Annotated in this window: 16 protein-coding genes and 4 tRNA genes; 8 read left to right on the forward strand and 12 right to left on the reverse strand. The window is 37.5% G+C overall.

All coding sequences use genetic code 11. The features are described 5' to 3' along the window. Positions 1–9 precede the first annotated feature (9 nt). The 7 genes from clpX to BI291_RS14300 all read right to left on the reverse strand — a co-directional run bounded on the left by clpX (position 10) and on the right by BI291_RS14300 (position 4,780). The gene (clpX, locus tag BI291_RS14270; RefSeq protein ID WP_074499447.1) at positions 10–1,290 is read right to left on the reverse strand and encodes an ATP-dependent protease ATP-binding subunit ClpX; all 1,281 of its coding nucleotides are present in this window, start codon (positions 1,288–1,290) and stop codon (positions 10–12) included. Between the two features lie 83 nt (positions 1,291–1,373). Next, on the reverse strand, positions 1,374–2,012 hold the full coding sequence (gene clpP, locus BI291_RS14275; protein WP_286271926.1) for an ATP-dependent Clp endopeptidase proteolytic subunit ClpP: 639 nt from the start codon (positions 2,010–2,012) through the stop codon (positions 1,374–1,376). Between the two features lie 85 nt (positions 2,013–2,097). Beyond that, positions 2,098–3,405 carry a trigger factor gene (gene tig / locus BI291_RS14280; RefSeq protein WP_074499449.1) on the reverse strand — a complete coding sequence of 436 codons (1,308 nt, stop codon included), beginning with the start codon at positions 3,403–3,405 and terminating at the stop codon, positions 2,098–2,100. 998 nt (positions 3,406–4,403) lie between these two features. Next, positions 4,404–4,480, reverse strand: a tRNA-Pro gene (locus BI291_RS14285). Positions 4,481–4,488: 8 nt separating this feature from the next. Continuing rightward, positions 4,489–4,564, reverse strand: a tRNA-His gene (locus tag BI291_RS14290). An 8-nt stretch (positions 4,565–4,572) separates the two neighbouring features. Beyond that, positions 4,573–4,649 (reverse strand) — tRNA-Arg (locus tag BI291_RS14295). A 54-nt stretch (positions 4,650–4,703) separates the two neighbouring features. Continuing rightward, a tRNA-Pro gene (locus BI291_RS14300) sits at positions 4,704–4,780 on the reverse strand. Between the two features lie 281 nt (positions 4,781–5,061). On the opposite strand from BI291_RS14300, the gene folD reads away from it, so the two are divergent. Continuing rightward, positions 5,062–5,919, forward strand: a complete 858-nt coding sequence (gene folD, locus BI291_RS14305; protein WP_074499450.1) for a bifunctional methylenetetrahydrofolate dehydrogenase/methenyltetrahydrofolate cyclohydrolase FolD — start codon at positions 5,062–5,064, stop codon at positions 5,917–5,919. A gap of 72 nt (positions 5,920–5,991) precedes the next feature. Here folD and cysS read toward each other — a convergent pair whose 3' ends face one another. After that, complete coding sequence (gene cysS / locus BI291_RS14310) at positions 5,992–7,395, reverse strand: cysteine--tRNA ligase (RefSeq protein WP_074499451.1); 1,404 nt, start codon at positions 7,393–7,395, stop codon at positions 5,992–5,994. 139 nt (positions 7,396–7,534) lie between these two features. On the opposite strand from cysS, the gene BI291_RS14315 reads away from it, so the two are divergent. Both BI291_RS14315 and lpxH read left to right on the forward strand, forming a co-directional pair. Then, on the forward strand, positions 7,535–8,026 hold the full coding sequence (locus BI291_RS14315) for a peptidylprolyl isomerase (RefSeq protein WP_074499452.1): 492 nt from the start codon (positions 7,535–7,537) through the stop codon (positions 8,024–8,026). A gap of 13 nt (positions 8,027–8,039) precedes the next feature. After that, a complete protein-coding gene (gene lpxH / locus BI291_RS14320; protein WP_074499453.1) occupies positions 8,040–8,774 on the forward strand; it encodes a UDP-2,3-diacylglucosamine diphosphatase in 735 nt (244 codons plus the stop codon). Here lpxH and miaE read toward each other — a convergent pair. The 4 genes from miaE to BI291_RS14340 all read right to left on the reverse strand — a co-directional run bounded on the left by miaE (position 8,764) and on the right by BI291_RS14340 (position 15,113). Beyond that, a complete protein-coding gene (gene miaE / locus BI291_RS14325) occupies positions 8,764–9,537 on the reverse strand; it encodes a tRNA isopentenyl-2-thiomethyl-A-37 hydroxylase MiaE (protein WP_074499454.1) in 774 nt (257 codons plus the stop codon). The two genes, lpxH and miaE, sit on opposite strands and share 11 nt — an antisense overlap. A 97-nt stretch (positions 9,538–9,634) precedes the next feature. Continuing rightward, a complete protein-coding gene (locus tag BI291_RS14330) occupies positions 9,635–10,525 on the reverse strand; it encodes a hypothetical protein (RefSeq protein ID WP_074499455.1) in 891 nt (296 codons plus the stop codon). Positions 10,526–10,645: 120 nt separating this feature from the next. After that, positions 10,646–14,215 (reverse strand): M1 family aminopeptidase, encoded by a 3,570-nt coding sequence (locus BI291_RS14335; RefSeq protein WP_074499456.1) that lies wholly within the window; start codon positions 14,213–14,215, stop codon positions 10,646–10,648. Continuing rightward, entirely contained in the window at positions 14,208–15,113 is a 906-nt protein-coding gene (locus BI291_RS14340; protein ID WP_074499457.1) for an ABC transporter ATP-binding protein, read from the reverse strand. Before BI291_RS14340 ends, BI291_RS14335 begins: the two co-directional genes overlap by 8 nt. A gap of 275 nt (positions 15,114–15,388) precedes the next feature. Between BI291_RS14340 and BI291_RS14345 the strand changes: the two genes are divergently transcribed. The 5 genes from BI291_RS14345 (at position 15,389) to BI291_RS14365 (ending at position 19,598) form a co-directional block, all read left to right on the forward strand. Then, positions 15,389–16,075: a sensor histidine kinase gene (locus BI291_RS14345; protein WP_074499458.1), complete on the forward strand. Its 687-nt coding sequence runs from the start codon at positions 15,389–15,391 to the stop codon at positions 16,073–16,075. Between the two features lie 21 nt (positions 16,076–16,096). After that, on the forward strand, positions 16,097–16,861 hold the full coding sequence (locus BI291_RS14350; RefSeq protein ID WP_083602076.1) for a LytTR family DNA-binding domain-containing protein: 765 nt from the start codon (positions 16,097–16,099) through the stop codon (positions 16,859–16,861). A gap of 147 nt (positions 16,862–17,008) precedes the next feature. Further along, positions 17,009–18,262: a cytochrome C gene (locus tag BI291_RS14355; RefSeq protein WP_217693837.1), complete on the forward strand. Its 1,254-nt coding sequence runs from the start codon at positions 17,009–17,011 to the stop codon at positions 18,260–18,262. Between the two features lie 235 nt (positions 18,263–18,497). After that, on the forward strand, positions 18,498–18,776 hold the full coding sequence (locus tag BI291_RS14360) for a hypothetical protein (protein WP_074499459.1): 279 nt from the start codon (positions 18,498–18,500) through the stop codon (positions 18,774–18,776). A 222-nt stretch (positions 18,777–18,998) separates the two neighbouring features. Beyond that, positions 18,999–19,598 (forward strand): Yip1 family protein, encoded by a 600-nt coding sequence (locus tag BI291_RS14365; protein ID WP_074499460.1) that lies wholly within the window; start codon positions 18,999–19,001, stop codon positions 19,596–19,598. Positions 19,599–19,630 lie beyond the last annotated feature (32 nt).

Consider the following 19,630-nt stretch of genomic DNA (forward strand, 5'->3'; position numbering starts at 1 on the left):
CATCACTAATTAACTATCAGATGCAGCTTTATCTTGCGCAGACTCATATATCACAATAGGCTTAGACTCACCTTTGATGACGGTTTCATCTAATACAACTTTTGTTGCGTTTTCCATCGTTGGTAGTTCATACATCGTATCAAGTAAAACACCTTCAACGATCGAACGTAGCCCTCGAGCACCTGTTTTACGTACCATTGCTTTATTTGCAATCGCTTGTAAGGCATCTTTTCTAAACTCTAATTCAACACCTTCCATGTCGAATAATGCTGAATATTGCTTGGTTAACGCATTTTTTGGTTCTTGTAGTATTTGGATCAATGCACTTTCATCAAGTTCACTTAATGTTGCTACAACCGGTAATCGACCGATGAACTCAGGAATTAAACCATATTTAACTAAATCTTCTGGCTCAACTTCTTGAAAGCGTTCAGTCAATGACTTCTTACTATCAGTTGCTTTAACTTCAACACCAAAGCCAATGCCAGCACCTGTATCACAACGCTGTTCAATCACTTTATCTAAGCCCGCAAATGCACCGCCACAAATAAATAGAATCTTAGAGGTATCAACCTGCAAAAACTCTTGTTGAGGGTGTTTACGACCACCTTGTGGAGGCACAGAAGCAACAGTACCTTCTATTAGTTTCAATAATGCTTGTTGTACACCTTCACCTGACACATCACGCGTAATAGACGGATTATCAGACTTGCGAGATATTTTATCGATTTCATCGATATAAACGATACCACGTTGTGCCTTTTCAACATCATAATCACATTTTTGCAGTAACTTCTGAATGATGTTTTCAACGTCTTCACCTACGTAACCGGCTTCGGTTAACGTAGTTGCATCTGCCATAGTGAAAGGTACATCAAGTAAGCGAGCTAATGTTTCAGCAAGTAACGTTTTACCACTACCTGTAGGCCCAATCAGCAAAATATTACTTTTGCCTAATTCAACGCCATTGTGAGAATCGCCATTACGTAAACGCTTATAATGATTATAAACCGCTACCGACAGCACCTTTTTAGCATGCTCCTGTCCGATAACATAATCATCAAGGCTTTCTCTTATTTCTACTGGTGAAGGTAAACTTTCTTTTTCTTGCTTAGGAGAAATTTCTTTAATTTCTTCTCGGATGATGTCGTTACATAACTCAACACATTCGTCGCAAATAAACACCGAAGGGCCTGCAATTAACTTACGCACTTCATGTTGGCTTTTACCACAAAACGAACAATATAATAACTTGCCGTTTTCACCGTCACCTTTTTTAATATCGGTCATACGGTACCTCTAAATTATTCAATATCTATATTATAAGTATTTCACAAAATAAGCAGATCTCAATGTCTATACTTACTTTAGTGTTACTTTTCGGCTCTTCGTTCAAATATGGAGTCAACTAATCCATAATCAACTGCTGCTTGCGCACTTAAGAAGTTATCACGATCAGTATCTACCGATACTTTCTCGAGTGGCTGCCCTGTATGTTCAGCCATCAAACGATTCATTTTTTCTTTAATGGTCAAAATTTCTTTCGCATGAATTTCAAAATCAGAAGCTTGACCTTGAAAACCGCCTAAAGGCTGATGGATCATAACACGTGAGTTAGGTAAACAGTAACGTTTCCCCTTAGCGCCACCAGATAACAAGAATGCCCCCATGCTCGCCGCTTGGCCAACACACACAGTGCTAACATCAGGACGAATGAACTTCATGGTGTCATAAATAGCCATACCCGCTGTTACTGAACCGCCTGGCGAATTAATGTATAAAAAAATGTCTTTTTCTGCGCTTTCCGATTCTAAAAAAAGCATTTGTGCGACAATCAGGTTAGCCATGTGGTCTTCAACCTGGCCGCATAAAAAGATTACGCGCTCTTTGAGCAAACGAGAATAAATATCATAAGAACGCTCACCCTTTGCTGTTTGTTCAACAACCATTGGGACTAAGGCGCTTTCAATTTGGCTATTCGTACTTTGAGATTTAGTAAGAGAAGTGATCAACACGATTTCCTTTTAAAAAAAATGGCTCATATGTTTCCATACAAGCCATTTAAGCTATTGCGTGAACTATTGTCAATCAAAAAGCTTATTTAGCTTCCGGATTCATAATATCTTTGAAGTTAGATTTCTTGTCTTTTACCTTTGCACCAGCAAGTAAAACTTCAACGGCTTGTTCTTCAAGCGCTACGTTTTGCATTTGCTGATTCATTTCTTGGTTAGACTTGTAGTATTCAATCACTTCTTGTGGATCTTCATAAGCAGAGGCTGCAGATTCAATCAACTCAGTGACTTTAGCTTCGTCTACTTTTAATTCATTTTGCTTGATAACTTCACCAAGTAATAAACCTACTTTAACACGACGCTCAGCTTGTTCTTGGAACATTTCAGCTGGTAGTTCAGGTAAGTTTTTAGGGTCCATTTGACCACCAAAACGTTGTAAAGCTTGTTGACGAAGTACATCAATTTCTTGAGCAACTAATGACTGTGGTAAGTCAACGCTGTTAGTTTCAAGTAAGCCATTGATCACTTGCTCTTTCACTTTCGTTTTTACCGCTTGTGAAAGTTCACGAGCCATGTTTTTGCTTACTTCATCACGAAGTGCATCTACACCACCATCTTCAACACCGAATAGCTTAGCAAATTCGTCATCAATTTTTGGTAATACTGGGCCTTCAGTTTTATGCACTTTGATGTCAAATTCAGCTTCTTTGCCCTTTAAGTTTTCAGCATGATAATCATCAGGGAAAGTCACAGAAATTGTTTTTTCTTCATCAACTTTCATACCCGTGATTTCTTTTTCGAAACCAGGGATCATACGGCCAGCACCAAGTTCTAATTCAAAACCTTCAGCTTTACCACCTTCAAATTCTTCACCATTAACGCGGCCTAAGAAATCAATCGTTAGTTTATCGCCTTTCTTAGTTTTACGCTTATTTTCTTTCCACGTTTGGTGTTGTTTCTGTAACGTGACAAACATTTCATCAATGTCTTTGTCTGTTACATCAACATCAGGACGCTCAACGGTAATTTTATCTAAATCTTTTAATTCAACTTCTGGATAAACTTCGAACGTTGCTTCAAATTCTAGATCTTGACCATCTTCATTACTTTTAGCAACGAATTGAGGACGACCTGCAGGGTTAATTTTTTCAGCAACAATCGCTTCTACGAAATTACGTTGCATTACTTCACCAGCGATTTCTTGGCGTACAGCTTTACCGTAACGCTTTTGAATAACAGAAGGTGGAACCTTACCAGGACGGAAACCATTGATCTTTTGTGTCTTCGCAATATGACGAAGACGGTTTTTTACTTCAACGTCTACTTTCTCTGCAGGAACTGAAATCGTTAATTTACGTTCCAAACCTTTTGTAGTCTCAACTGAAACTTGCATTTACATACCTCAATATTTAGTACTTTGTAGCACTTTCAAAAATGCATCTATATTCTGAGCAACAAGCTTTCTTGTTGTTCGAAACCTATCTGATGACTAGCTAGGCTCGAAATAAATCCGAATCAAAGATGAATAGATTAAAAATAATGACGCGAAATTATAGCGGCGCTTTTAGCCAGAGTCGAGAGCTCTAAGCAATTAATTTTTGAACGGTGAAGCAAATTACTTTAAATTGCCCCCAACCCCAGAAAAAATAAAGGATTTATTAACATTCATTCAATTTAGAAAAAATCATTTTTATACAAGTTATCAACTTATTTCCATTTATTGAACCAACAGGAATCAGTCAAAAGCGGTTTTCGTAGAAATCATTGATATGAAAAGTGAATAGATTTGGGGTGCATTGAACTTTCGAGTACGAATTTCGTACGAATTAAACATGTTCGAAGGACAGCGTACATTTAATTTTTCTACGGGGAATCCATATAAGACCCTAGTGAATATTAAAATATCTAACTAGCACTGCATCAATAATACTAATAGCTTAGAAGGTGTTAACTAAATGCGATATCAATAAGGAAAAGTGTCGGTGATGCAAGATTACTCCGTACATTCTGTACTTCACCTTTCGGGTCGCACTTCGTGCGTTCAAAATTGTTCCAGACTTTGTATTCCGTACATCCTGTACTCCACCCTTCGGGCCGCACTACGTGCGTTCAAAATTGTTCCAGACAATTTTGTCGACTTGCTTCGCAAGTTCTCATCTGATTTACAGGAGGCAGAGGAACACGAAAGTTGTTGATATTTATTCTAACATAGAGAAATTGGTCGGTGATGCAAGATTATTCCGTACATCCTGTACTTCACCCTTCGGGTCGCACTTCGTGCGTTCAAAATTGTTCCAGACAATTTTGTCGACTTGCTTCGCAAGTTCTCATCTGATTTATAGGTGGCAGAGGAACACGAAAGTTGTTGATATTTATCTAACATAGAGAAATTGGTCGGTGATGCAAGATTCGAACTTGCGACCCCTTGGACCCAAACCAAGTGCGCTACCAAGCTGCGCTAATCACCGACGAGAAATGGGGTGGCTAATGGGACTTGAACCCACGACAACCGGAATCACAATCCGGGGCTCTACCAACTGAGCTATAGCCACCACAGGAATGGCACGCCCTGTAGGAGTCGAACCTACGACCCACGCCTTAGAAGGGCGTTGCTCTATCCAGCTGAGCTAAGGGCGCACATGACCTACAAGTGCGTTTTTAAATTTAACAGTATTTTGAAAAATTTAAAAGTGGTCGGTGATGCAAGATTCGAACTTGCGACCCCTTGGACCCAAACCAAGTGCGCTACCAAGCTGCGCTAATCACCGACATTTTGTTAAAAACACGCTTGCTTTCAACGGGTGCGGATATTACCGAGTTGCCCTTTGCTCGTCAAACGTTTTTTAATAAAAATTACGTGTTCGGTCACTTTTACAGCAAACCAAGATTATTTGACAGCTATTTGCTTAAAAAGTAGCTAAAAGTTGAGTTTTACAAATAAAAACTAACTTAGTCAAAATGAATACAATATATCAACGAATAGCATCTACACCTGCTAAGTAAAATATGCGAAAATGTCGACGTTTTTAATCTAATCTTCCTAGGAATTATGACTGCATCTCTCATTGACGGCAAAAAAATTGCGCAACAACTCAGAACTTCTGTAAAGGCAAAAGTAGAACAGCGCGTTTCACAAGGCTTGCGTGCGCCTGGTTTAGCGGTGATTTTAGTGGGCAAAGATCCTGCTTCTGAAGTCTACGTTGGTAGCAAACGTCGTGCTTGTGAAGAAGTCGGTTTTGTATCTCGTTCATATGACTTACCAGAAACGACCTCAGAAGATGAACTTTTATCTCTTGTTAGAGAATTAAATAGTGATGATGAAATAGATGGCATTTTAGTGCAATTACCCTTACCAGAAGGGTTAGATGCTAATTTAGTGATAGAAACCATTGCGCCACATAAAGATGTTGACGGTTTTCACCCATCAAATGTAGGTAAATTAGCGCTAAGACAACCTGGTCTTCGTCCTTGTACACCAAAAGGGATAATGACCTTATTCGAATCTACTGGCGTTCATCCTCACGGTTTAGACGCACTAGTAGTGGGTGCCTCTAATATTGTTGGTAGACCGATGACTCTTGAGTTATTACTAGCTGGCTGTACGGTTACCACCACCCATCGTTTTACAAAAAACTTAGAAACAAAAGTACGTAACGCTGACTTATTGGTAGTTGCAGTTGGAAAGCCCGCTTTTATACCTGGTGAATGGATAAAAGAAGACGCTATCGTGATTGATGTTGGTATTAATCGTTTAAGTAACGGTACGTTGGTCGGTGACGTTGAGTTTGACGTAGCAAAAAATAAAGCGGCTTTTATTACCCCTGTACCTGGCGGTGTTGGTCCAATGACGGTAGCAAGTTTGATTGAAAACACACTCATCGCTTGTGAAGAATTTAGCCAAGCATAAAATATCAGACATTAAAAAAGCCCGGTTAACTATTGTTAGTCGGGCTTTTTATTATCAAATACAATGCTACGTTTAGCCTTTACGCCACGTTGTTTTGCCTGCGCTATCTTCTAGTATGATGTTCATCGCTTTTAACTTATCGCGTGCTTCATCAGCAAGCGCCCAGTTTTTATCTGCACGTGCTTGATTACGTTGAGCGATTAATGCTTCAATGACAGCAATTTCATCGTCATTCTCGCTGCCTTTAAGAAAAAGCTCTGGGTCAAGTTGAAATAAACCTAAGACTCCACCCAATGTTTTTAAAGTGAAAGCCAATTGTTTAGCTTTTACTTCATCGTTTTTCTTAGCTACATTTAGCTCTTTAGCAATATAAAACAAAGCAGATAGTGCTTCCGGAGTATTGAAATCATCGTCCATAGCATTTTTGAACCAAATGACAGCGTCGTTGTTACAATCGAGCTCAGTTTCTAGATCAAATACTTGATTTTCATTAATTTCAACATCACGTAATGCCGTATATATACGTTCAACAGATGCACGTGCTTGCTCTAAATTTTCCGTCGAATAATTTAGTTGGCTACGGTAATGTCCCGTGGTTAAAAAGAAACGTGTGGTTTCTGCATCATACTGTTTCAATACATCACGAATGGTAAAAAAGTTACCAAGAGATTTAGACATTTTCTCTTGATCGACCTGTACCATACCGGTATGCATCCAGTAATTTACATAGGGTGTATCTAATGCACAGCAGCTTTGCGCTATTTCGTTTTCATGATGTGGAAACTGTAAATCAGAGCCACCACCATGAATATCAAAGTGTTTGCCTAGTTCTTTCGCATTCATTGCAGAACATTCGATGTGCCAACCAGGGCGACCTGCGCCCCATGGTGAATCCCAACTAGGCTCTTCTGGTTTTGCCGTTTTCCACAAAACAAAGTCTAACGGATTACGTTTAGTAGTATCTACGTCAACACGAGAGCCCGCTTGCAACTGTTCTAAATTTTGGCCACTAAGCTGTCCATATTCAGCAAAGCTTGACACATCAAACAATACATCCCCGCTTTCGGCAACATATGCATGTTTCTTGGCGACCAATGAATCAATCATGTCAATAATTTCAGCCATGTGCGTTGTTACACGAGGCTCTAAATCAGGGCGAAGAATATTTAACGCATCAAAATCTTCATGCATATAGCCAATGGTACGCTCAGTAAGTGCTTCTGGCGTTTCATTGTTTTCAATAGCACGTTTAATGATTTTATCTTCCACATCAGTAATGTTGCGTACGTAGTTCACGTCATACCCAGAAAATCTCAGGTAACGTACAATATTGTCAAAACTAATATACGTTCTACCATGACCAATGTGGCACAAGTCATAAACCGTACAACCACAAACATACAATCCTACTTTACCTTGGTTAATCGGGGTAAATGTTTCCTTTTCACGGGTAAGTGTGTTGTACATTTGTAACATGAGGTTTTCTGACTCCTGATCAGTAGGTTTATTTAAGCATCGGCATTGTAACTGAACTTAGTATTATAATCACCACTTCCCTTTACAGATTTAGCCATTAGGTTACAATCCTTCCACAAACTTTATCAGAGATAAAAATATGATCACTTTTCAAACTTCTTTAGGCGATATCAAAATTGAATTGAACTTCGATAAAGCGCCTGTTACTGCAAAAAATTTCGAACAATACGCTAAAGATGGCTTTTATAATGGCACTATCTTTCATCGCGTAATCAAAGGTTTTATGGCGCAAGGCGGTGGCTTTGCTTCAGGCATGGAAGAAAAAGAAAGCGGCGAAAGTATTGAAAATGAAGCCAACAACGGTTTATCAAATACACGTGGTACGTTAGCCATGGCACGTACACAAGACCCGCATTCAGCATCTGCACAGTTTTTTATTAACCTAACAGATAACGATTTTCTTAATTTTAAAAACGAGACCGTTCAAGGTTGGGGATACTGCGTATTCGGTGAAGTTGTTGAAGGTATGGATATTGTTGACAAAATGACACTCGTTGAAACAGGTCGCTTTGGCTTCCATGATGATGTACCAAAAGATGAAATTATTATTAACGATACAATCGTTGAGTAACATTAGTTAACGTATGTCGAATATCACTTATTTTATTGCCGACTTACATTTAGCAGAAGACAGGCCGGATATTACGGCCTGTTTTTTGTCATTTCTTAAAAAAGATGCGCCAAAAGCCCAAGCACTCTATATTTTAGGTGACCTGTTTGAGTATTGGATCGGCGATGACGATGATTCACCACTGGTGATTCAAATTGCGCAAAACCTTAAAATACTTAGTCAGACAGGCACGGCAATATACTTTATTCAGGGGAATCGAGACTTTCTGCTAGGAAAACGCTATGCACAGCGCTGTGGTATGACACTATTACCAGATATCGCCACGGTTGATTTATATGGCCAAAAGGCCGTGATCATGCACGGTGATACCTTATGTACTCGCGATGTTGATTACCAAGCATTTCGGAAAAAATCACGTAGTTGGTGGTGGCAAGCAATAATAAAAAGTTTACCATTATTTGTACGACGTAAAATCGCACAAAATTATCGCAAGAAAAGTGCACAATCAACCGCGATGAAATCACAAGATATTATGGATGTTACGCCAAGTGAAGTAGTTCAATGTTTAGCAGAAAATCAATCAAAACTTCTGATCCACGGGCATACGCATCGCCCAGCAACACATGAGTTAACGGTAAATGATGAGCCAGCTAAACGCATAGTATTAGGCGATTGGTATGAACAAGGTTCTATTTTATATGTCAGTCCTGGTAGCATCACGTTAGAAAATGTGCCTTTTAGTCGTTAAATGAGCACGCAGGTACACCTGAATGAAACTTAAAATCTTCATCAGCTGTTAAAATAAGTTCAGCTTCAATTTCACCAAAATAAGTAATTCGTTCTGAAATATCGTGACCCGCTATTTCTTCTGCCAGGGTTAAATAATCTTGATAATGACGAGCTTCGGAACGCAGCAACGATATATAGAAATCCCCTAAGCGTTTATCAACATGAGGCGCTAACTTTGCAAACCGTTCACAAGATCGCGCTTCAATGTAAGCACCCACGATTAATTTATCAATCATCGCATCTGGCTCAAATGTTTTCACGTTACGTAACATACCTTTCGCGTATCTACATGGAGTAATGCTGCGGTATTCAACACCGTATTCATCCATGATCTCTAGCACCTGATAAAAATGGTGTAACTCTTCTTTAATCAATACTACCATTTTATCGATAAGATCTTGTCCGTATTTTGAATCTGACCTTGGAATAACTGATTTAGTCAGCTTATTTTTTGAAGGCAGCTCGCGCCAATCCCCTTCCCTCTTATAAATAAGCGTTTCAAAAGGCTCTAACCAAGCGAGTAAGGCATTAGCACTTTGTTTATCTACTGCATATTTACGAATTAAGAACATGGCCGATTGCGCGGCTTTTAATTCACAAATTAAATGGTCGATTAAGATAATATCTAAACTTTCCTTTTTAGCCGCTTGATCAATCCACCTTTGTGGTGTTTCGTATTGTAAAAACGATAATATCGGTGCTAATAATTTTTCAGTCGACATGATAAGAATTAAATCTCTAAAAGATGTTTTAATTAGCTGGAAATTTTATCATACGTAATTCGAGAGTATGATAAAACTTTCAATAAAAGCCCTTTATCTATAAATTTAACTTTGCGCTAATTGATAATGCCTCTTGTGACTCATCATCATCAACAAAAGTAAACTCAATTAAACGGTTAATTGACGTTAAACCAATTTCTTTTGTTAAAATACCTTCAACGGCAAAAGAAGCACTTAAAAAGCAAGCATCACTCCATTTCACATAGGCTTCGAATTCACCTGGCGGTAGAGAACAGACAGTGGAAAATAACTTGCCAGCTTGCTCTTTTTCATCAAAAGTCCAAAGTAATTGAGCAGCTCTTTCAAGCACTTCAATATTATCTTTGTAGGTTACAGAAACTTGCTTGATAAATGGAAGAGCATTGACTTTATCTTGTGTATTTTGTAAATAATCCATCATTGCCATTTGTGCAAAGGCTGAATTGTTAATCATTAATTTATCAACAATAAGCTTCTGTTTATCGTTATCACCGCCCATCATAGATGGTTGTCCGTAAGCACGAGCAGCAATATATTGATAGCGTTCATTTTCAGGCGCTAACGTTGCTGCCCTTATACTCGCTTTAACATGCTTTTTATAGATTGACATCTTACTAAATATTGAAGAGTTTTTCGCATGACGATACCACAGTCTCGAGGCCATATAATGAAAACTCGCCTTTTCATCATTCTTGGCAATAATCTGTGCTAAATGCTCGTCTGCTCCCTTAACACCTTTTTGAATGTCAATTGCAGCCTGCAATAGTGCTACTTCTGCCATTAACGACTTATTTTCAGTCTTAGTCACTTGTAATGCTTTAACAATGCTCATTACTTGTTGATAGTCACGATGAAAGTACGCCTTTTTGGCATCTAAAAGCGTTTTATCGTTAGTTGCAATTGCGTTCATTGATAACAAGATTAAAGTGATGAGGCTAATCAATTTCATGGTATTTTCCTTTTTTATGGTAAATAAAAGTCAGCAACAGTTGCCTCCGAAAAAGCGTTAGCTTTTAAGGAGACTCCAAACTTTTTAATATTGGCTGGTAAGGCAGTAGTTAAACGTGTGTTAATGCAACTTAACTGCAATTGTATTGTCGGCTATATTCCTATCGATTCGGAATCGATTCGGATCAATAGTCACGTGACTTGGTTTTTCTTTAGATTTTATCAAGACAATATTGCGTTCTTTATTAAATTTCACTTTCTGAATCGAAAGCATATTTTCGTTGTTCACTTTGGGAAACCCTGAATATAACGCGACATCTAAGCTGTCATTGATAGGTGCTTTTTCTTCGGTATTAGTTTTTACATCTAACACAAGTTTGACGGTACTTATATCAATTTCCGTTTCATAAAAGCCACTATTTAACAGAGTGGTTTTAGCACTATGCAGCGAAAAATCATGGAAAACAACGCGCTTAAATAGATCATCTATTATTCCTTTTTGACCGTCGTTTGACACTAAATAGAATTCATTTAATAAATCCAGTGATGTTGGTTTATTGGGGTAACCATGTTTGCTTAGTAAGTCTCTCAACGCTTGGTTAATTTTCTCTTCTCCAAGTAAGTCCAGTAAAGCATGCATTGTTTGCTTACCTTTAGCATAATAAATATGTGGTTCCATTCCTGTAGAAAATAAAGGTTTTTCGATATTGTTGCTATAAGACCTAGCGCGCAAATAACGGTCTAATGACAAGTGAACTTCAAGGTTTGTTGAATATTCGCCATACACCTTTCTTGATAGCACTAACTCACTATACTTGCTTAATGTTTCAGTCAAAAGAGCGTAACCACCTACATAATTTGGTTCAATATAACCGCCCCAGTATTGGTGAGAAAACTCATGGGAAACGCCTCGTAATAGCGGGTTAAATTCACTATTTTCAACATTACGATTATCAAGATTGAAAAAACGATTCTCTACGCCTAAATACATCCCCGGTTGAGCACTACCAAAGGATTGAGCACTAGAAAAATAAGGTAGTTCAACAACCGTAAATTGATTTGATTGGTAATCACCAAAGTTCTCAGAAAAATAATCCATTGTATGCTTTAGCGCATTAAGTACATACTGACTATCCTTATTATGTTCAGGGCTATGAAAAAAACTAATTTCAACGCCTTTATATGTTTCTCTAATCTGCTCAAATTCTGCAGAGATATACGCTAACTGACGTTGAACTTTTCCGTCAGTTTGATAATGAAAAAAACGCCTACCTTCATCTAGCCACGTATTTTTTAAGCGTCCTACTGTTAATGCTTGATGCGACTTCTTTGTGGAAACAATCGTCTCAAAATTAACCCAGTCGTCTCTCGATATCTGCATGTCTTTTGTTGGCATCGCCAGTGTAACTAAAGGTAAGCCCCGCTTACTCCTTTCTTCCTCATCATCAATAACATAGCGTAAGTCATAGCCAAATTGCGGCATGATGTCTTCAAGTTCAATGTAGGCGCCACCTTTTGTTACGTAATGTTCACCATCGAGTGCTGAAAAAGCATTATGTGTCACGGAAAAGTCAAACGTAAGTGTCCGCTTCTCACCTGCTTTCATTGGCGTATTTAATGTAAAAAAATAGGTTTGATATTTTTCATCGTAGCGTTCAAGTGCAGCCTCATTAAAGGTAATGTTTTGGGTTATGTGACTTTGCTTAAATATTGAAACCATCACCTCGTTAATATCTTCTTGGGTTTGATTCTCAATAATATAGCGCCCTTTGGCCTGATAGCGTCTAGTGTCTGGAAATATGTCAACATTAACATTTATATCTATCACAGTTGGTTGAGGTAAATGAGCTAATGCAGCATATTGAACTTCATAATCCTGCATCAGCTGCAATGTTTGCTCTTTTGAAGAATATTCATTAAAGATATTAGTTTGATAGAAAATATAGCTACCACTTGTAAGAAAAATCACGACAACGCTAGCTAATAAGTAGGTGCTGCTCCTCGAGAGTTTCTGTGCAATATTAGAGTTACCGCGTTGCCAATACTTAACCGTGAGCAGCGAAATAATAAGACCAAACGATAACCAATAAAGATTATACCAATGAACAGCCCCATCGTGGTAAATCGTATCCGCCATGTTAGAAAAAATAAACTGCGGACGGTACGCCAAAATAGTTAACGGGTGCTCTAAGCCTAAATTTTTAACGAAAACACTAAGGAAAAAAACGGCGAGAGCGAGTAATAATCCTAAGGCTTTGTTTTTAGCTAATCGCTGCAAGCTAAGCGCTAGAAAAGCCGCTAATAGCATTGGGACACCAGCATAGTAGTACAATATAAGGTATAACCAAGGTTGAATATCAACAATACCTTGTGACAGCTGAAAGCCAATAGCAATTACTATTGCAGTGGTTATCAAGGTAAAACAAACCATAATAACGGTAATTAACTTTGCTAAATAAAACGTTACGTTTCTCGTTGGTGTCGTATCAACTAGCGAATCAACTTTTAAATCACGTTCGTTCCAATATAATTCGACAGAATAAAAGATGGCAATCAACATGCCGATATCAGCTAATGGTTGTTCTAATAGCTCTAATATAATTGACGTTAATGGGTAATAGGGCTGACCATTGTTTATTGGTCCGTTAAAAATATTCCCGGCTAAATTCCCCAAAGTAAAGACCATAGTAACAAGTAACAATACGATAAATGTTTTACCTTTGGTCGCAGTTAAATATTCTAGCTTAAGTTTTGAAAACCAAATCGATACGTTAAATTTTTCAAAATCTTGCTGAGGCTTCACTGTTTGATAGCTTTGTGATTGGATAGGCGATAATTGGCTAGCTTGATTGTCAAATGTTCTCTGTGGCTTCTTGGATATTTTGTTAACGGTCCTAAAACTAAACTTATGATACGTATACGAAAAAAGTCCAGCACTAACAGCAAGCCAAAGCAAGCGATTGAGAAGAAGATTACCTGACAACTCCGGTGTTAATATATTACGTTGGGTACTATTCCAAAACGCAGATTGTTCCATAAAAGCGATTAAGCCATATGGCTCCATTAATGCCGTAAACCCGTTACTATCGCTTAATAGCGTATTAGAACCGGCAATTAAAGGGGAATTCCCCAAAATAGATACTAATAGGTAAAGTACGAAAATCGTTATGCCAGCTACATAAACAGCAATGGTATTTTTAGATAGCATTGCCGTCGAAAAAACGACTGATGAACACAATAAAATAGTGGGTAGAATAAATATAAAAAAAGCTAAAAAATAATGACTAATGTTAATTGGCCCTACCAAGCTTTCATCTAAAAATAATACACCTAACATCATGGCAACAAGTACAATAGCAAACAGTATTATCGATGAAGTGACAATCCCCAAATAACGACTTGCGAGATACTGAAATTTATCCATAGGCGTTGTAAAAATGATGGATTCCATCTTAAATTGACTATCTCGGATCAATGTTGCAGAAGCCAAGACACATAATGCAAAAATAATATAAGGAGATATAAACAAAAGCGTTTGTGTGATCGCAGAAGCTGAATTTGCATATAATAGTGCAGAGCCACGCTGCGAGTTAATCAAAACAGCCATCCAAACGAAACAAAACGTTACCGCCCAAAAACTCCCTTGTTTAAGATGATACTTTAGCTCAAATAGCGTTAATCCTTTAAGCATAGCTACCTCCAAACTCACCTGTATCTGATTGAGAGACTTTGTTTAACGTTGAAAAGTAAACATCTTCTAAATTTGCTTCTACTGGTTCGCTGCCAATCTCAGGTTGAAAATCACTTTGAATAATAATTTGTGTTTTACCCGTGATCAGACGTTCTGAAATCACATTAAATGTCGATTTGTAATAAGCTAACTGATCTTTATTGATCATTTTACTCCAAATAGTACCTTCAATTCGCTTAATTAGGTCAGCAGGTTTGCCCTGCAGTCGAACTTCGCCAGCGGCTAAAATAGCCATATTAGGACATAATTGGCTAACATCTTCGACAATATGCGTTGAGAGAATGACGACAATATTTTCACTGATTTCACACAATAGATTATGAAATCTATTGCGTTCTTGTGGATCTAGACCTGCGGTAGGTTCATCGACAATAATTAATTTGGGAGATCCTAGCAGTGCTTGCGCAATACCAAATCGCTGACGCATCCCTCCAGAATATGAACTAACATCCTTCTTTCTAACATCATACAAATTGGTTTGATAAAGCAACTGTTCTATTTGTTTTTTTCGGGTATTTTTATCCGTTATTCCTTTCAAAAGTGCAAGATGATCTAGCAAGTCGTAGCAAGATACTTTGGGGTATACACCAAACTCCTGAGGTAAATAACCTAAACAGTTGCGAATAATATTAGGATTTTTAATAATATCTTTATTATCAAAACTAATTTGGCCATGCGATGGTTGCTGTAATGTTGCAATAGTCCTCATAAGTGACGACTTACCAGCGCCATTTGGTCCAAGTAAACCAAATAATCCTGGTTCGATATCAAGAGATACCGATTTGATTGCTTGAACACCATTGTCGTACGTTTTAGATAAATTTCTTATGGTTAACATCGATAATTCACTAGTATCAATTTAATATATCTGTAGTGTACAATCGACTAAAATGTTGTAAACAAAGCAATGTCTAACGACGTTTAAAGGTAGTTGAACGACAAAATACGCTGTTAAACGAGCTACCTATTCACTATCGTCATAGCGAAGCAAGCTAACGCGCTTTTTTCACAGGTGAAAATTTGAATTCTTGGTTTAAAACAGTTCTTTTTATACTCTTATATTCTCTTACGCTATATGCTATTTACAGTTTGGGCAATAGAGATATATTACTGATGTTTCTTACCTTTTCATTAATGATCCCTTTAGTTTATCTGTTACATGATCGAAATAAACAACGACAGCACATTGCTCATTTACATGAAGAAACCCTAAAATCTGAACTTAATTTGCTAAAGAGCCAAATAAACCCGCATTTCTTTTTTAATACGTTAAATAACTTATATGGCTTAGCGACAGAAAAGTCAGAGCTGACTCAAGAAGTGATTTATAAACTTTCACAAATGATGCGTTTTACGATTTATGAAGGACGAAAAAATACAGTAACCTTAGCAGACGAAGTTGACTATTTAGAAAATTTTATTGAGCTTAATATTATTCGCTACAAACACAAAATTGATATCAAATTTGAACAAAAAATAGAAGATAAACAACAAAGAATTCCACCTTTGCTTTTTATTAATTTATTAGAAAATGCCTTTAAACATGGTGTTGATAGCCAACTAGAAAGTCAATATATTCATTTCTCATTAACAACCACTAAAACAACAATCATGTTCAATATAGAAAATAATTTCGACAAAATAACGTGTGATAAAAATAAAGCGATTCGCCGCTCTGGTGGTCTTGGTACAGAAAATTTATCACGTCGTTTAGCGTTACTGTTTCCGAATAAACATTCGTATACTCGCTATATTGAAGGTAACCAATATATAGCCAATGTGACGATCAATTTAGCCTAGTTAAGATACAATAAGACAATTATGATGCAAATAAATTACTTGATAATTGATGATGAGCCAATCGCTCATACACTCATAGAAAGCTTCGCTGAAGATATCGACTATATGAACTTGATAGGTAATTGTCATAGTGCTATGTCTGCTTTGCCTTTGTTAACAACACATCAAATTGATTTGATATTTTTAGATATTAACATGCCAAAACTCAACGGCTTTGAGTTTTTGAAAACATTAACATACCCACCGCAAATTATCATTATTTCTGCTCATAGAGAACACGCCGTAGAAAGCTACGAATATACAATTGCTGATTATTTACTTAAACCGTTTAATTTTGAACGTTTTTTTAAATCTCTTCAGAAAGTCATGAACAATATGACTACAGAATCAACACTCACTTCGCAACCAGCGATAGGTTCAGTTAGACAAACAAGAGCCACCAACATTGACGAATATATTGAGCAAAGCATCTTTATTAAAGACGAGAAAAAAAACCATAAAGTCGCACTTAGCGATATTATTTATATAAAAGCGGAAGGTAATTACACGTCTGTTAATTTAAAGAATCGTCACATTTTAAGCCAAATGAAAATTTCGGACTTTGATCAACTGTTACCAAAAAAAAGCTTCAGCCGAATACATAGATCATACATAGTTGCTCATCACGCGATTACACTTGTCAGTGCAAATGAAATAAAGCTTGATAACATATCACTGCCAATAGGAAGAGTATATAAAGACAATATTCGCAACCTAATTGACAATAACTTATTGATCATTAATTAACTTTCATTCAATTATTTTTTACGCGCAAATTAAGAGGCCGCCCTTAAAAATTCAGGCAATAACTTTATGTTTACAGTCAGCGAAAGGTGAACTACCGTTAAAGACCACACAAGCTAAATTAATCAACGAGTCATAAAAGGAATGCACATGTCATCGCCTAACATTATGTTTTATCTACTTTTAATAGTCGTTAGTGTATTTTCGTTTACAGCCACTAGTCAACCTAACAATAATAAACTCATCGATGACCCTAAACAGCCCGAAGGTAAAGCCTTAATTACACAATATTGTACAGCTTGTCACCGCACCAATATGATCACGCGAAGTTCAGGGTATAACGCCGATGGTTGGCAAGCGTTAATTCACACCATGATCGACTTTTCTAACAGCCCTACTATTAAAGAAAAAATTGTTAGTTACTTAGCCAAAAATTATCCACCCAATGATAAACGAACACCTAACTTAACATCAGGTGATACCGAAATTAGTTTTACCACATGGCATACGCCAACCCTTGGACAACGTTCTCGTGATCCGATAGAAGCAGAAAATGGTGATATTTGGTGGGCAGGTCAACGTGCAAACCTTATTGGCCGTATTGATCCTGACAGCGGCAAAGTGAAAGAATATCCCCTGCCTGATAATGCTATGCCACATACAGTAACCACTGATAACTTCGGCAACATTTGGTATACAGGAAATAAAAATGGCACCATGGGTAAGCTTGATATAAAAACAGGTGAAATTACTGAATTCCCGATGCCGGACAAACAAGCTAAAGATCCTCACAGTGCAATCTTCGATGATAAAGGCATACTTTGGTTTACCCTTCAGCATAGCAATATGATAGGTAGATTAAATCCAGAATCAGGCGAAATAAAACTGGTAACGATGAACGCTCCTAAATCTAAACCTTATGGGATTAAAATTGATGATGAAGGCACTCCATGGGTAGCCTGTAACGGTAGAAACTGCTTAGTTAACGTTGATCCAAAAACGATGCAATTAACCGATATTATCTTACCTAATAAAGCGACTAGAGTGCGTAGGCTTGATATCGCAGCTGACGGTATGATTTGGTATGTTAATTCATCTCAGGGGCGATTAGGCCGTTACAATCCTGACACTGGAGATATTAAAGAGTGGCCTTCTCCTAGTGGCAGTCAATCTCACCCATATGCCATAGCCGTGATTGATAATATCGTTTGGTATAACGAGTCAGGCATGAGACCAGATGCATTAGTGAGGTTTGATCCCAAAAGTGAGACATTTCAAAGCTGGGCTATCCCTTCAGGTAATGTATATGCAGGAATTGTAAGGCATATGCGAAAAACCAAACAAGGTGATTTATTAATTCATCAAAGCAGCACTAGCAAGGTCATCAGAGTGAATATAGAGTAGAATGCACACTCGAGTTACAAAAATTCTGTTGAGCGCTTAAGTCGCGTGAGGTTGGCCAAATAGCTTTATCAATGAGGGCCTGTTGATCTTTCGCGTTTAGTTCGAACAAAATTTACTCTCGAAAGATCAACAGACCCTAATATTTAAGTCTCACAAGGTTTTGCTTGAGCAAAAGTATATAAATAGAATAAAGCGTGAGATACTTATCATACCGTTTAAATGAAACATTGATGCCATGGCCAAAAAAGCAATTAATAAATTACTCGAAAATCATAAACAATTGATCCACAGCGAGTCATTAAAAGTTATCTCACATGTGCAAAGGGAAGAAGATGATTGGATCCTTAACACCATTATGCTTGAAAATATCGATGTGCCATTTAAATATAAACGCAAAAAGCAGTATAGGTGCTTATCAGGTCAAAAAGTCAATGTTACCTATTACCCTGCAACTGAGACTATTGCTGGATTTGAGATGGAAATAATGAATATTGTCCGAATAAAAGTCAGCTAAGTTCCACCTCTTTGATCACATTTCTCTTATCTATTTTAATTATAATGAAAAATGATTTGCTACGATTTTAGTATAAAATTCACTCTGTTCTTGACTATATCTTCAACATCTTCCATAAATAACATATCAACTATAAAAATAATAACGTTGAACACACGCTAGCGGATAACAATAACAACAACCGCAAAAGGCGATTTTGGGGACTGAGTAAGAGGATATAACATGATATTAAATCATATATGGGGGCTTTATGCTCATCCAAAAGAAGAATGGCGCACAATTGAAAAACGCCATGAAAGTTACATGTACAGTGTTGTGCATATACTAACAATCGCATTGATACCAGCTATATGCAGTTATTTTGCAACAGCACATATTGGTTGGTCTATTGGTGCAGGCCCTGTCATTAAAATTGCAGAATCAAGCGCTTTAGCGATGTCAGTTGCCATGTACTTTGGAATTATTGTCGGTGTTTTTGCACTCGCCTATTTGATCCAATGGATGGCTATCACGTTTAAAGCCTCTCCTGACTTTTCACAGTCATTAGAACTAGCGTCATACACTGTTACTCCTTTGTTAATGGTAGGATTAACAGCCTTATACCCTGTACTGTGGTTTGTCACACTTTCGGGTCTTGCTGCACTGGCTTATTCGATTTATTTACTCTATTCAGGGACGCCAATTATGATGAACATACCTGAAGAGAGTGGCTTCATTTATTCAAGCTCAGTAGTCACTTGTGGCTTAGTACTACTTGTCGCGTTAATGGCGATTAGTGCTATTATGTTTGGTATGGGGTTTAGTACTGAATATATTCGATAATATTCACTAGCTTTGTAAAAATAAAGGCACCT

The sequence above is a fragment of the Thalassotalea sp. PP2-459 genome (assembly GCF_001913705.1).
Lineage (GTDB): Bacteria > Pseudomonadota > Gammaproteobacteria > Enterobacterales > Alteromonadaceae > Thalassotalea_C > Thalassotalea_C hakodatensis.

Bases quoted from the DNA above. Each gene is read 5' to 3' on its own strand.
- BI291_RS14360 (WP_074499459.1), top strand. From the start codon at position 18,498: ATGGCCAAAAAAGCAATTAATAAATTACTCGAAAATCATAAACAATTG.
- lpxH (WP_074499453.1), top strand. From the start codon at position 8,040: ATGTCGAATATCACTTATTTTATTGCCGACTTACATTTAGCAGAAGAC.
- BI291_RS14315 (WP_074499452.1), top strand. From the start codon at position 7,535: ATGATCACTTTTCAAACTTCTTTAGGCGATATCAAAATTGAATTGAAC.
- miaE (WP_074499454.1), bottom strand. From the start codon at position 9,537: ATGTCGACTGAAAAATTATTAGCACCGATATTATCGTTTTTACAATAC.
- BI291_RS14355 (WP_217693837.1), top strand. From the start codon at position 17,009: ATGTCATCGCCTAACATTATGTTTTATCTACTTTTAATAGTCGTTAGT.
- BI291_RS14345 (WP_074499458.1), top strand. From the start codon at position 15,389: ATGTTTCTTACCTTTTCATTAATGATCCCTTTAGTTTATCTGTTACAT.
- BI291_RS14350 (WP_083602076.1), top strand. From the start codon at position 16,097: ATGATGCAAATAAATTACTTGATAATTGATGATGAGCCAATCGCTCAT.
- BI291_RS14330 (WP_074499455.1), bottom strand. From the start codon at position 10,525: ATGAAATTGATTAGCCTCATCACTTTAATCTTGTTATCAATGAACGCA.
- clpX (WP_074499447.1), bottom strand. From the start codon at position 1,290: ATGACCGATATTAAAAAAGGTGACGGTGAAAACGGCAAGTTATTATAT.
- tig (WP_074499449.1), bottom strand. From the start codon at position 3,405: ATGCAAGTTTCAGTTGAGACTACAAAAGGTTTGGAACGTAAATTAACG.
- BI291_RS14335 (WP_074499456.1), bottom strand. From the start codon at position 14,215: ATGCTTAAAGGATTAACGCTATTTGAGCTAAAGTATCATCTTAAACAA.
- folD (WP_074499450.1), top strand. From the start codon at position 5,062: ATGACTGCATCTCTCATTGACGGCAAAAAAATTGCGCAACAACTCAGA.
- BI291_RS14340 (WP_074499457.1), bottom strand. From the start codon at position 15,113: ATGTTAACCATAAGAAATTTATCTAAAACGTACGACAATGGTGTTCAA.
- BI291_RS14365 (WP_074499460.1), top strand. From the start codon at position 18,999: ATGATATTAAATCATATATGGGGGCTTTATGCTCATCCAAAAGAAGAA.
- cysS (WP_074499451.1), bottom strand. From the start codon at position 7,395: ATGTTACAAATGTACAACACACTTACCCGTGAAAAGGAAACATTTACC.